Below are 13,699 nucleotides of genomic sequence, written 5' to 3' on the forward strand. Positions count from 1 at the left end.
CAATCACACGTGCTGCTTCCTTGCTTTATGTATATGCTCCTTCTGGCAAATGAGTGCGTATGAGATCCATAAAAATGTCTAATGCTTTTGTATGAAACTCATTTGTTTTGGTCACCAAAGAAAAATCTCGCGTCACTGGTGTTCCTGCCACCTTCAGCGTGCAAAGAGTACCCAGCTTGCGTTCTTTGCGGATTGCCCAATATGACAGCAGACTGATGCCAAGCCCAGCCTCCACAGATTCCTTAATGACCTGGGTACTCCCGAATTCCATCCGTTTTTTTGGTTGAATCTGCAGCATGCGAAACATTTTTTCTGCGGCTTCTCTCGTACCTGACCCTTCTTCTCGAACAATCCATGTTTCATCCAGCAGTTCAGTGACACTGACCTCTTCTTTTTTAGCCAAAGGGTGGGCTGGCGAAACAATCAGGTACATGCGATCATCAGCAAACGGCTCGATGCACATTTTTTCGTGTACAAGCTCTCCCTCTACAATTCCTACATCCAATTGCCGATTCGCTACCAGCTCGGTGATCACAGTGGAATTGTGGATCGTTATCGTCGGAGTGATCATCGGATAATACTCCTGCATGCGCGCAATGACATGGGGCAGCACGTATTCGCCGTAGGTGTAGCTGGCACCAATGGTCAAATGACCACTTGGCGTATTCATCAAATCGTCCACAAGACTTTGCATACGCGTGTACAACCCGAGAATCTCGCGCGCGTGATGGTATACGATTTCCCCTGCCTTATTCAGTCGAACATACTTGTTGCTGCGCTCCAAAAGCTTCGTTCCCACCGAGCGCTCCAAGGAGAGTATGTACTGGCTGACAGCAGGCTGGGTCATATGCAGTTCTTCGGCTGCTCGCGAAAAGTTTTGCCTGTCTGCCACTGTTACAAAAACGAGTAGCTGTTGATCCACGCTGCATCACCTCGCTCTTTTTATCTATTATAAGTTATTACTTATCGTGATTATCGTAATGATTTATTTTTCTTATTATAACAGTTGTTTTATTCTGAGGTTGTAAATCTTTTCAAGGAGTGATTGCAATGGCTACACAGCTGAAAGACAGCGTGCCATTGAACAACAGCAGTGCAGCTGCACTGCCTGGAAAGCCCCAAGGAAGCAAAGCGTCCTCCCTGCCGTTATGGATCGGCGGCGTCGCCTTTACTTTTGTAATCGCCCTGCTCGGGTATGGTCTGTCACATGTTCCTGGCTTTGATCGGGTCGGTCCTTTGGCTTGTGCGATCCTGATTGCGGTCGCCTATCGGCAATTTTGGGGATATCCCGAGGCATTGCGACCAGGCATTCAGTTCTCTGCCAAACGTTTATTGCGTCTTGCCATCATTTTGTACGGTCTTAAACTAAATATTGACGTCGTGCTTCACCAAGGTCTCGGTCTGCTCGTCTATGACGTAGGCGTGATTGTTTTCGCTATCGCTCTCACCATGCTGATAGCGAAATGGCTGAAGGCAGAGCCATCCCTCTCCCTCATGCTGGGAGTAGGGACAGGAGTATGCGGGGCAGCAGCCATCGCCGCCGTTTCCCCTATTATTCAAGCAAAGGATGAAGATACCGCAATCGGCGTAGGCATCATCGCTTTGGTCGGAACGGTGTTTGCTGTCGGCTATACAGTACTGCGCCCGTTTTTGCCTATGTCTGCAGTAGATTACGGCATGTGGTCGGGGATTAGTCTGCATGAGATCGCCCATGTCGCTCTGGCGGCTGCACCTGCTGGGCAGGATGGCCTGGCAATCGGGCTTTTAGCAAAATTAGGTCGCGTTCTGCTGCTAGTCCCGCTCTGTTTTATCTTGATGTTTTGGATGAAACGAACCGGCAAAATTCAAAGCGGCACCAAAATCGAGTTTCCTTGGTTCTTGATTGGCTTTCTAGCCATGAGTCTGTTCGGCAGCTATGTACTCGGCAAACAGATTCCTGTTTCTGAAGCATTCAACACAGGCGTAGCCAACGTAACGACTTTCGTTTTGACGATGGCCATGGTTGGACTTGGGCTAAATGTTAATTTACGTGCACTGCGCTCAAAAGCGGCACGTCCCTTGATTGCCATGTCGATCACGTCAGTTCTGCTCTCCATCTTGTCGTATGTATTGATTTAATCACTATTGGACTTGGGGATAACCTGAGATTTTCTAATGGATAAGGACAAAGGTTATCCCCATATGTTGATAAGGGTGTGATTATCTTTTCATGGGGGCATCCACATGTTGAGAAAACCATTTTACAGGCGACCTAATATTTTGTTTATCATGGTGGATGAAGAACGTTATCCACCTGTTTATGAGGAACCCGCGATCACGGCATGGAAACAGGAAGCTCTCCACGCCCATTCCTTTTTACGCAGGCATGGACTTGAATTCACACGTCACTACGTGGGAGCTACCGCCTGTTCACCCAGCAGAGCGACATTATTTACGGGACAGTACCCTTCCTTACACGGCGTTTCCCAAACTACAGGCGCAGCCAAAAGGTCGGCAGACAGCGATATGTTCTGGTTGGACAGAAATACGGTACCAACCATGGGTGAATACTTCCGGGCAGCCGGCTATCGCACATTTTACAAAGGCAAATGGCATTTTTCCGACCCTGATATTTGGATACCCGGAACCCATATTCCCGTTCGAAGCTACACGCCTGGGACCGGAGTGCCCGACCCGGAAAAAGAGCGCTTGTATTTGCTCGCTGATCGATTGGACGGGTACGGCTTTTCCGGCTGGATCGGGCCGGAGCCGCACGGGAGAGCTCCTCATAATTCCGGGTCATCTGCTGCGATCGGGGTGAACGGCCGAGATGTGGTTTACCGTACTGAGGTAGTTGAATTAATCCGACAGCTAGAACAGGAAAAAGACGAGCACGAATCGTACCAGCCGTGGCTAATTGTCGCATCCTTCGTCAATCCACATGACATCGTCCTCTACGGTGACCTAACTGCTCATCTACCTTTTTTTCGCTTTCACGTTGATGATTCTGTTCCTGACGTTCCTCCGCCTCCTACTCATGATGAATCACTAGTCACGAAGCCTCGCTGCCAAGCAAGCTATCGCGATGTTTTCCCGCAGGCTTTTCAGCCGATCAGCAACAACGAATTTTATCGTCGCCTATACTTTCAGCTTCAGAAAAACGCTGACCAAGAGGTAATGCATGTACTGGAGGCGATTTCCCAATCCTCCTTTTACAACGAAACGATCATCATTTTTACTTCCGATCACGGTGAGCTACTCGGTGCACATGGCAATCTCCATCAAAAGTTTTATTGTGCGTACGAGGAAAGCATCCACGTTCCGTTTATTATCCACAACCCAATTCTTTTTCCACAGCCATTTTATACAGATCAGCTGACAAGCCATGTAGATATTCTCCCCACATTGCTCAGCCTGATTGGAGCAAATACTCCCGCTATCACCCAGCTTCTCAAGCAAACGCATAGTGAGGCACGGCATCTCGTCGGGCGCGATCTTACCCCCCTCATCCTCGGGGAAGATGCTACATGTCCTACATATCCAGAGAGTCTCTACTTCATGACCGAGGACAACGTGACCAAGGGACAGCATCAGGTCAGCGTATTTTTCCAGCCGTACCACGCTGTCACTCCTCCCAATCGCATAGAAACGGTCATCGCTCGCCTCCATCACGAGGATAAAGAAAGCTTGTGGAAATATTCCCGGTACTCCGCCTCTGACAATGACCATTTATCCACAAATAACATGGCAATACCGGATGAATATGAATTATACAACCTGACATCTGACCCTCTGGAGGCGTACAATCTGGCTTCTCCTGTGTACGCCAATCCCCACTCAGAACGCATTCGACTGCAGATGGCGGCACTGCTTCAGGAGCAACGAGAACAAAAGCGGCTCACCCCCAGGTAGCTTTTCTCCCAACGTGAAATGTGGATAAACTCAAAAAGGCAACCACCTCCGGAATCGAAGATAGCTGCCTTTCTATTTATACCCGGAAATATCCACAGCGAAGTGGAAAACTCCTTGTTTACTCTTGCTCCAGAAGCACCTTTTCCAATGCGTTAATTGCTTCCTGCTCGTCTGCTCCATCTGCGATCAATGTAATTTCATCGCCTTTTGCAATTGCAGAGGACATGATGCCCATAATGCTCTTTCCATTGACGGTCTTTTCTTTTTTCACGATTTTGATTTCACTTGAAAACGACGTTGCCACCTTTACAAAAGTAGCCGCAGGTCGTGCATGCAGACCATGCGATAGCTGAACGACAATTTTCTTCTCCACCATTGTGCTGTACCTCCTCAGATGTCATTTTGATTAAGCACTTTCTTTACGAATGCTTCTACCTGCTCAGACGTGCTCATGGATAAGATGGCTTCCTTATGCTGCGATACTTCCTCCAGACTGAGGCGACTGATCTGCTGGCGTGCTGGCAAAATACTGCCGGCACTCATACTGAACTCATCGAGACCAAAGCCAAGCAGGATCGGTATCGCTATCGAATCGCCCGCCATTTCGCCACACATCCCCACCCATTTGCCATTAGCATGGGCAGCCTTGATGACATTGTGGATCAAGCGCAAAACAGCAGGATGGTACGGCTGATAGAGATAGGCGACGCGCTCATTCATACGGTCCGCAGCCATTGTATATTGAATCAGGTCATTGGTGCCGATGCTAAAAAAGTCTACTTCTCGAGCCAGCTGATCGGCCATCATCGCTGCAGCAGGGATCTCAATCATAATACCCGCTTCGTAGCGATCAGATACAGCGATACCTTTTTCTAGCAAGCCTTTTTTCTCTTCCTCCAAGATTTGCTTCACCTGTCGGAATTCCTCCAAAGTAGCAATCATGGGGAACATGATTTTCAGGTTGCCATAGATACTGGCACGCAGAAGAGCACGTAGCTGAGTACGGAATAGCTCCTGGTTATCCAAACACAAACGGATCGCCCGGAAACCGAGAAACGGATTCAGCTCCTCTGGCATAGGCAAATAGGAAAGCTGCTTGTCACCGCCAATATCCAACGTACGAATAACGACAGGCTTTTCCCCCATCTGCTCCAGTACTTGTTTATAGGCAAGAAACTGTTCTTCTTCCGTTGGGAAATCCTCGCGTCCCATATAGAGAAATTCGGTGCGAAAAAGCCCTACTCCTTCTGCGCCATTTGCCAGTACACCCGGCAAATCGTCAGGACTGCCAATATTGGCTGCGAGCTCCACGTGATGCTGGTCTGTTGTCAACGTCTTCTCATGCACCAGCTTTGCCAGCTCTGCCCTACGTCCTACATATTCAGCCTGCTTGCGTTCATAGTTTGCCAATTCTTCCGGACTTGGATCAATAATAACGATTCCTTCGTACCCGTCTAAAATGATCGTAGTAGAAGTCTTAACCACATCTGTGATGACACGGGTACCCACTACTGCCGGAATTTCCAGTGATCGTGCCATGATAGCGGAATGGGAGGTCCGTCCCCCGATATCCGTTACGAAGCCTTTGACAAATCGGCGATCCAGCTGTGCTGTATCCGATGGGGTCAGGTCCTCCGCTACTACGATGACTTCTTCCGTCAGCTCGCCTGGACCAGCGAATGATATACCGAGCAAATGTGACACGATACGCTTCGTCACATCGCGGATATCCGCTGCTCGCTCGCGCATGTATTCATCATCCATCTGTTCGAACAGACCAATAAAGACTTGAGCAACGTCGCTTACGGCACTCTCGGCGTTGACCTTTTCCTGCTCGATCTTCTCTTTTACTGTATCGACCAGCTCTGGGTCTTCGAGAACGAGGAGATGAGCCTTGAAAATATCAGCATGATCATCGCCCATTTCTTGTTCCACACGAGTAACAATGCCTTGTAAATCAAGCTTGGCACTCTCTAAAGCCGCTTCAAAACGCTTGATCTCACTCGCTGTGTCTTCTATGGCAACCATTTTGATCTGAAAATCAGGAGCCGCCATCAAAAATGCCTTGCCGATTGCAATTCCACCAGAAGCCTTTACCCCAATGATTTTTTGCGACATTTCCACACTCACCTCTCCTCAAAGTGTACTAGTCCATTCCTGTAACAAACGAGCCTGCCTACGTACCACTTGTTCTAACGAATGACCCGTCGGAATACCTGTACAATTGTGTAATGTATATTCCCAGCCAAACTCATTTTTGTCTGCTTGTATACGCACCGCTTCTGCATCTTCCGGAAAGTCGAACAAAAGTGCGGCTGCAATAGCCAAGCCTAAATAATCGGGAGTAATTCCATGCTCGATACATTGCAGCGCTGGACCGACCAGACGATCTTGCGCAGAAAGCTTGCGAATCGGTGAGCGTCCCACGCGAGTAACCTCGTCAGACAGCATTGGATTCGTAAAGCGCTCCAGTATTTTTTCTACGTAGCGCCGATGCTCTTGCTCGTCAAAGCCGTGCTTGATCACTAGCAAGGCACTCGTCTCGCTCAATGCTCCTCGTGTAGCTTTACTAATCTCAGCATTTTGGATCGCTGCATCGATCGTTGCATATCCCATTTGATAGCCCAAATAAGCAATGACCGCATGCCCGGTATTTGCGGTGAACAGCTTTCGTTCAATATACGGCGCCAGGTCATCGACATATGTGAGTCCTTCTACTTGCGGCTTTTCCCCGACAACCTGAGATTGATCCACCGCCCATTCAAAAAACGGCTCCACCATAACCAACAGTTTGTCATCGTGCTGCTGCAAAGGTACGATCCTGTCTACAGCGGCATTGGGAAAACCGATTTTCTCTGCTGCCAACATCCGATCGGCCTCTGGTAAAAAGCCGTAAACATGCTCCTTCAGTGCTGCACTGCCCCCGATCATATTCTCGCAGGCAATGACATTCAATGGTCGCTTTGAGGTGGAAAGCCTTTTCGAAATACCTGCTGCGAACGCACTCGCGATATGAGGGAGAATGTTCGGACCTACTGCAGTCGTAACGAGATCCGCGTCAGCGATTGCCTGGGCAACAGCATCCACATCTGCACCATGGAGCGCACTGACGTTTTCTACTACCGACTCAGGTTTTCCTGCAGTAGCAAGCTGCACGCGATACGCTTTTCGCTCGTTCAGCTCATCAACCAAAGCCGTATTAACGTCGACAAACACTACCTCGTACCCCGCCTGATGCAGCAATTGACCGATAAATCCCCGGCCTATATTTCCGGCTCCAAAATGGACAGCTAGCATGAGTGATTACACCTCCTCAGAGAACAGGGCGATAATCTCATCAGCCGACGTCGCTTGCACTACCCGCTTGACGTTTTCCTCCTCGGAGCAAATGATCGCGATATTGGAGAGCACCTCCAAATGCTCGTCTCCAACGGCCGCAATACCCACGAGCAAGTAAGCGGTATTTCCTTCTCCGAAATCAACCCCTTCAGGAACCTGGACAATCGAAATCCCTGTAGATTGGATCTCCTGCTTCGATTCGTTCGTGCCGTGGGGAATCGCAACCCCACTGCCGATATAGGTTGTAGCAAGCTGTTCACGTTCTTGCATTTTCTCCACATATGCTGCCGTTACATGACCAGCCTGCACGAGCAGATTACCAGCCAGGCGGATTGCCTCTTCTTTGCTTGCTACCTTTGCATTCAACATGATTTTCTCAGCTGTCAGTATGTTTTTCATTATGTTCTCTCCCATCCTATCTTTTTCTGGCAAAACGCATACAATTTATCTGCTATATAATCAGCAATTTGCTGTGTTTCTCCTGTCTCCAAAACACTCTGCATCTCTTCTTCAATGAGTAGTGAGCTGATCTCACTTAACACTTCCAGACCCTCTTGTGGTAAGTCCCTCGGGCCTATCATCGCTAGTAACCAATATATGGACATGTCTTCTTCATCCATAGACCGGAGCAGAAGCGGTTTCTGCAGCCTGTGAATGGTAAAGGACACTTTTATTACGTTGTCATTTCTCCCGTGAAATAATGCCATTGATGTACCGGGAATACCCAATCCGCCGAGCTTTTCCCGATCCAGCAGCTGCTGCATGACGGGAGCTGCTTCTTTGATCGTTTGGCTCTCTTTTAATTCCTGACTCATTTGTTGCAAAAGGCTACGCAAATCGAGCCCATGGTTATCCCATTCCCGCACCCGCAGGCCCTCTACGATCTCACTTGCGTAGCGAGAGTAGTTTTGCATCTCCCTGAGCTGCTCAATCGACTTTTTCCCGCTTGTGACGACGCTCATTGCTCTGGGTGCAGATGGCTTCTCCCCGGTGGTGCTATGGAGATGAAATTTGATTTTCTGGATATCATCCTGCGGCAAGAGCGGGCTGACGACTACATAATCCATCGGCGAAAGCGGCAATGGAATGGTCGAGATGATCAGATCGTACTCACTTTCCGGGATGTCCCCCAGATCGAACATGGACAAATTTTGTAGGCTGACGATCTCGGGAATTTCCTTTTTGATACGCGTAGCTAATATCTTGGACGAGCCGATTCCACTCGAGCAAACTACGAGTGCCCGGTAACGCTGCTGCTCCTGACGCGTTCGCTCAAGCGCCGCTCCGAGATGCATGACGAGATAACCAACCTCCTCGTCAGGAACGTCGAATTGCGGGAATAATGCCGCCACAGCGTCTTTTACTACCAAAAACAGCTCTTGATAGTTGCTTTTGATTTGGTCCAGGATCGGATTGCGAATCTCCATCTTGCGCTTCAGTCTGTACAGTGCTGGCTCCAGATGAGTAAGCAGTCCATGAAACAGGGACGAATCCTCTTTCAGCGGTACCCCCAGGCTCTCTTCACATAGCTGAATCAGACGGTAGGTAGTTGCCATCAGCTCTGTATTTTCCGGCCAAAAGGAGTCATCCTGGGAATGACGCAGCTTGGCTCCACGCAAATGCATCGTTATATAACCAACTTCCGCAGCGGGAATCTCCATCTGAAAGATCAGCTGGAGCCGCTCCATGATACGTTGCGCAGCCTGATACTCTGACGTGTTGATTAACTCACTCAACGTTTTTTCGTCAAAATGGATATTCTCTCCCTTTTCCACCCGCTCGACAGCCAGCGCTAAGTGGGTAACCAGACCGATATAGGCACTGTCAGCCAAATGGTAGGAGAGATCGTCCTCCAGGTTGTTTAACGCATTTTCTACTTTGATCAGCTTTTCCCGGTCAATCAGACCAAGCAGGCGCTCCGAGATCGAGTCAATATTTCGCAGGGCCTTGTTCTGTATGTTTTCTTTGATAACCCCGATCATTTCATGGTCGTCCAAATGCTCAGAGATCAATCGGCTGATCACCCTTCGCTTGGAAGACTCCGTGCCGAGCAGCTCCACGCCGTAGCCTCTTTTGCGCAAAAGGGATAGCTCATACCGGGCAAGCATGACCTCCAAATCATCCAGGTCATGACTGATGGTAGCTGTCGTCACTTTCAGATCAATGGCAAGAGAGATGAGCTTGACTGGCTCCGATGCTTCTAGTAGCGAGCATAAAATGATGACCTTTCGCTCCTGAGCGGTGAACTCTGTCGTTGTCTGATGTAACACAGAGGTTTGCAAGCCCTGCTTCTGCTCCTCTGATCCGACGATTTCTACACCTGCTCCTGCTTTTCGCACCAGCTTCATTCCGTATTCTGAAAGCAGCTCATCTACTGCCTCGAGTTCCCTGTGTATGGTTCGCGGACTTACTCCGATGTGCTCGGCAATGAAGCCAATTGTTGCCCCTTTTTGCTCCTGCATCAAAATTTCAATGATCGATCGTTGTCGCGAGGATATCTGCATGCTCTGCTCCCCTCCTTAACACAAAGAGGGAAAACGCTAGCTCACACTAGCGTTGATTCCCTTTAACCGAGGCGTTTGACCAGCTTGTCATACTCCGGACTATTCAAGAAGTTATCAATTGAAATATGCTCAGCTTCAGGCGCTTTGACTTGCGCTCGATCGGTCAACGATTTGTGTGTGATGACAATGTCCGCGTCATCTGGAATGTCGTTGATCGCTGTATTGATGATCGTAATATGCTCCAAGCCCGCTGTTTTAAATTTCTTGCGCAAGGATGCGGCACCCATCGCACTTGATCCCATCCCAGCATCGCAAGAAAATACAACCTTTTTCACGTCTGTTGCGATTACAGCTTCAGTAGCTGCAGCTGCCGCAATTTCTTCCTCTTCTACCTTTTCCTGCTTTTTACCTTTTAGCTCCTGCATTTTTTCCGTAGCTTTCTCGATGTCATCTTCCTCAGTCTTGCCACCCATTTTCAGGAATGCAGAGGCAATGAGAAACGAAACCACAGTCGCTGCAACGACGCCAGCCAGTACAGGTAGTAATCCCCCGCGTGGTGCCATCGCGCTCAAGGCAAAAATACTGCCTGGCGAAGGTGGCGCTACCAAGCCCGCGCCCAGTAAAGAGAAGGTGAATACACCAGCCATTCCGCCCCCGATTACCGCCAAAATCAGGCGCGGATTCATCAGGATGTACGGGAAATAAATCTCGTGGATTCCGCCAAAGAAGTGGATAATTACAGCGCCTGGAGCAGATTGCTTCGCATTGCCCTTGCCTGCCAGCCAGTATGCCAATAGGATTCCCAATCCAGGTCCAGGATTTGTCTCAAGCAAAAAGAAAATGGATTGACCAACCTTAGAAGCTTCATCGAGACCAATCGGGCTTAAAATGCCATGATTGATCGCATTATTTAAAAACAAAATCTTGGCCGGCTCAACGAGTATGCTCGCGAGTGGCAAGAGTCCTGCATTGACAATCACCTGTACTCCAGCCGCAAGCGCTTTACTTAACCCAACCACTACCGGACCAATCGCACCGAATGCAATCATCGCGAGCAAAGCTCCGAAAATTCCTGCTGAAAAGTTGTTTATCAGCATCTCAAAACCAGAAGGTATTCTCCCTTCCAACATTTGGTCTACTTTTTTGATGACCCAACCGCCAAGCGGTCCCATAATCATTGCACCCAAAAACATCGGAATATCGGCGCCAACGACTACCCCCATCGTGGCAACGGCACCAACGACACCGCCTCGCACATCATGAACCATTTTCCCGCCGGTATAGCCAATCAGGAGCGGCAATAGATACGTAATCATCGGTCCAACCAGCTTAGCCAGATCCTCGTTTGGCAGCCAGCCTGTTGGAATGAACAGGGCAGTAATCAATCCCCACGCGATGAATGCCCCAATGTTCGGCATAACCATCGCACTTAAGAAACGACCAAACTTTTGTACCGCGACCCTGAGTCCTCCCGAGGCCTGGTCCTTTGTAGCTACGCTCTCCATACGTTGACCCTCCTTTTACAAAATGATCATATGTTGACATGATTCAATAGAAGTAGTTCATGCCTCAAATATAAAGCGTTTACATACTTGTCACAACAAAATCAAAAGGCGCTTTTGTCGGTTTCACTGTTGCCAAAACTTAATAATGGGTAGGAATATGCCTGCTCCCCCTTGTCATATGTAGGTTGTCCAAGCACCACCACAGTCACGATGGCATTATGCCAGTCTGCACAAAAAAAGACCGATGCGCTTGTGATCGCATCGGTCTGTTCTTTTACTATTAGCGTTGTTTGTTATATGGTCTGCTGCCAGTTTCCGAGCTACGCGGGCGAGAGTCACCGCTACGTGGACGAGAGTCGCCACTACGTGGGCGGGAATCACCACTACGCGGACGAGAGTCGCCACTGCGTGGGCGAGAAGGACGCTTGCCTCCTCCAAAACCGGAGCCAAATCCACCTCTGCCTTTTGGCGGCAGCTTTTTCTTGCCGACTCGCAAAGGTGCTTCTTCAGTCAGACGAACTGGTGTCATATCTGGCTCTTTGGTTAACAGCTTGAGTGCTGCAGATACGAGTGTAACGGAATCCACATCCTCAAGCAATTGCTCTGCAAGAGTTTTGTAAGCGGACAGATTGTCTAGTCCAGAAGCCTCCAAAATCTTGTCCACAGCCATGCGCTGTTGTCCTTCCAATGCTTCCGCCATTGAAGGCACAGTGCGACGCTCCATGCGGCGATTAGTAGCACGCTCGATCAGACGCAGATGGTCAATTTCACGAGAGGTAACAAAAGTGATCGCCAAACCGGTTTTACCAGCACGTCCTGTACGGCCGATACGGTGTACGTAGCTTTCGGAGTCTTGCGGAATATCGAAGTTGAACACGTGTGTAACACCACTGATATCCAGTCCGCGAGCAGCTACATCTGTTGCTACGAGTACTTCAATCGTACCTTCTTTAAACTTGCGCAGGACGCTGTCGCGTTTTGCCTGGTTCAAGTCGCCATGAATACCTTCTGCACCATAGCCACGCTTGGTCAGTGCTTCAGACAATTCATCTACACGACGTTTGGTTCTACCGAAGATGATAGCCAGCTCAGGCGAGTGAATGTCCAACAAGCGGCAAAGAACATCAAACTTCTGCTTTTCAGCGACTTCCATATATTGTTGTTCGATGTTTGGAACCGTTACTTCTTTTGCCTTCACAGAAATCAGTGTCGGCTCAGTCATGAATTGCTGAGCGATTTCTTGAATTGCTCTAGGCATAGTTGCTGAGAACAGCAAAGTCTGACGGTTGTCCGGCACTTCCTGCAGAATTTCTTTAATGTCGTCAATAAAGCCCATGTTCAGCATTTCGTCAGCTTCGTCCAATACCACGATCTCAATGGAATCGAGTCGAATGGTTTTTCTTCTCATATGATCCATGAAGCGACCCGGTGTCGCTACGATGATTTGAGGACGTTTTTTCAAAGCCTTGATTTGCCGCGTAATGTCTTGACCACCGTAAATAGGCAGAGCAGAGATGTTTTTAAACTGGGCAATCTTATTGATCTCTTCTGCTACCTGAACTGCCAGCTCGCGGGTTGGGGTCAAAACAACACCTTGAATGTTTCCGCTTTTCTCATCCAGTCTTTCGATGAGTGGGATACCAAATGCTGCTGTTTTACCAGTTCCCGTTTGCGCCTGACCAATCAAGTCACGGCCTTGCAGAGCTACTGGAACGGTTTGAACTTGAATGGCCGTTGCCTCTTCAAATCCCATATTGCTTAATGCGCGAACAAGTGAGTCGCTTAATCCAAATTCATAAAAAGTTGTCAATGCACTTCAGTCTCCTTTTTCAATACCTTCTTCTATAAAATTCTCATTAAAAAAGGGCACTATTCCTTACGATCCGGAACATGCCCTTTTATCCCCGATTGTACAAATGCACCCCACAAAGAACATAGCTGTAATCGTACCATGCATTCCTTCAAAATGCAAATGTCTGATCACCTAAAATCGTTCGACACTCCTCGGTTTGCAGATCGGTAAAAAGCCCCAATTTCTCCGAGTATTCGACTCCTTTATTCCTCTATCTGAGCACATAGTCCGCCAGCACACTCTGAACCTCATAAATGTTGAGGTTCTTGTTAAATTGTTTCTGGATAGGCATCTGACTGCCAGAAATATAGATCTTCAATTCGGCATCCCAATCAAAATTACCCGCGGTTTCAATGCTGAAATGCGTAATACTTTTATACGGGATAGAATGAAACTCGACCTTTTTCCCAGTAAGCCCCTGCTTATCAATTAGTATTAGACGCTTATCTGTAAAAATAAACATGTCGCGAATCAGTTTGTACGCTTTTTCCAATCGTTCATTTTTCGCCAAAATGTGACCAAGTTCATTTTGGACTTCCACAATATTGACCTCCGAGGCATTGCCCATCAAACCATCAAACAATCCCATTTTTCTCTCCCCCTCACAT

The 13,699-nt window shown here is 48.5% G+C and carries 11 protein-coding genes; 2 read left to right on the forward strand and 9 right to left on the reverse strand.

The genetic code is table 11. The annotated features are described in order from the left end of the window. Nucleotides 1–25 precede the first annotated feature (25 nt). Nucleotides 26–922 (reverse strand): LysR family transcriptional regulator, encoded by an 897-nt coding sequence (locus C3B52_RS03785; protein WP_103104770.1) that lies wholly within the window; start codon nucleotides 920–922, stop codon nucleotides 26–28. A gap of 128 nt (nucleotides 923–1,050) precedes the next feature. Between C3B52_RS03785 and C3B52_RS03790 the strand changes: the two genes are divergently transcribed. Further along, nucleotides 1,051–2,118: a YeiH family protein gene (locus C3B52_RS03790; RefSeq protein ID WP_103104771.1), complete on the forward strand. Its 1,068-nt coding sequence runs from the start codon at nucleotides 1,051–1,053 to the stop codon at nucleotides 2,116–2,118. A gap of 105 nt (nucleotides 2,119–2,223) precedes the next feature. Continuing rightward, nucleotides 2,224–3,891: a sulfatase-like hydrolase/transferase gene (locus C3B52_RS03795; RefSeq protein WP_103104772.1), complete on the forward strand. Its 1,668-nt coding sequence runs from the start codon at nucleotides 2,224–2,226 to the stop codon at nucleotides 3,889–3,891. 118 nt (nucleotides 3,892–4,009) lie between these two features. Here the strand turns inward: C3B52_RS03795 and C3B52_RS03800 are convergent, their stop codons facing one another. From C3B52_RS03800 to C3B52_RS03835, 8 genes are all read right to left on the reverse strand, one after another. Beyond that, nucleotides 4,010–4,267, reverse strand: coding sequence for an HPr family phosphocarrier protein (locus tag C3B52_RS03800; RefSeq protein ID WP_103104773.1), 258 nt, complete (start codon nucleotides 4,265–4,267; stop codon nucleotides 4,010–4,012). 14 nt (nucleotides 4,268–4,281) lie between these two features. Continuing rightward, nucleotides 4,282–6,009, reverse strand: a complete 1,728-nt coding sequence (gene ptsP, locus C3B52_RS03805; RefSeq protein ID WP_103105058.1) for a phosphoenolpyruvate--protein phosphotransferase — start codon at nucleotides 6,007–6,009, stop codon at nucleotides 4,282–4,284. Nucleotides 6,010–6,027: 18 nt separating this feature from the next. Continuing rightward, on the reverse strand, nucleotides 6,028–7,188 hold the full coding sequence (locus C3B52_RS03810; RefSeq protein ID WP_103104774.1) for a mannitol-1-phosphate 5-dehydrogenase: 1,161 nt from the start codon (nucleotides 7,186–7,188) through the stop codon (nucleotides 6,028–6,030). Between the two features lie 6 nt (nucleotides 7,189–7,194). Continuing rightward, nucleotides 7,195–7,629: a PTS sugar transporter subunit IIA gene (locus C3B52_RS03815; protein ID WP_103104775.1), complete on the reverse strand. Its 435-nt coding sequence runs from the start codon at nucleotides 7,627–7,629 to the stop codon at nucleotides 7,195–7,197. Beyond that, on the reverse strand, nucleotides 7,629–9,734 hold the full coding sequence (locus tag C3B52_RS03820; RefSeq protein ID WP_103104776.1) for a BglG family transcription antiterminator: 2,106 nt from the start codon (nucleotides 9,732–9,734) through the stop codon (nucleotides 7,629–7,631). Before C3B52_RS03820 ends, C3B52_RS03815 begins: the two co-directional genes overlap by 1 nt. Nucleotides 9,735–9,796: 62 nt before the next feature. After that, nucleotides 9,797–11,239 carry a PTS mannitol transporter subunit IICB gene (locus C3B52_RS03825; RefSeq protein WP_103104777.1) on the reverse strand — a complete coding sequence of 481 codons (1,443 nt, stop codon included), beginning with the start codon at nucleotides 11,237–11,239 and terminating at the stop codon, nucleotides 9,797–9,799. 280 nt (nucleotides 11,240–11,519) lie between these two features. Next, nucleotides 11,520–13,049: a DEAD/DEAH box helicase gene (locus C3B52_RS03830; RefSeq protein WP_103104778.1), complete on the reverse strand. Its 1,530-nt coding sequence runs from the start codon at nucleotides 13,047–13,049 to the stop codon at nucleotides 11,520–11,522. 253 nt (nucleotides 13,050–13,302) lie between these two features. Beyond that, entirely contained in the window at nucleotides 13,303–13,680 is a 378-nt protein-coding gene (locus C3B52_RS03835; RefSeq protein WP_103104779.1) for a PH domain-containing protein, read from the reverse strand. Nucleotides 13,681–13,699 lie beyond the last annotated feature (19 nt).

The sequence above is a fragment of the Brevibacillus reuszeri genome (genome assembly GCF_002897295.1).
Classification (GTDB): domain Bacteria; phylum Bacillota; class Bacilli; order Brevibacillales; family Brevibacillaceae; genus Brevibacillus; species Brevibacillus reuszeri_A.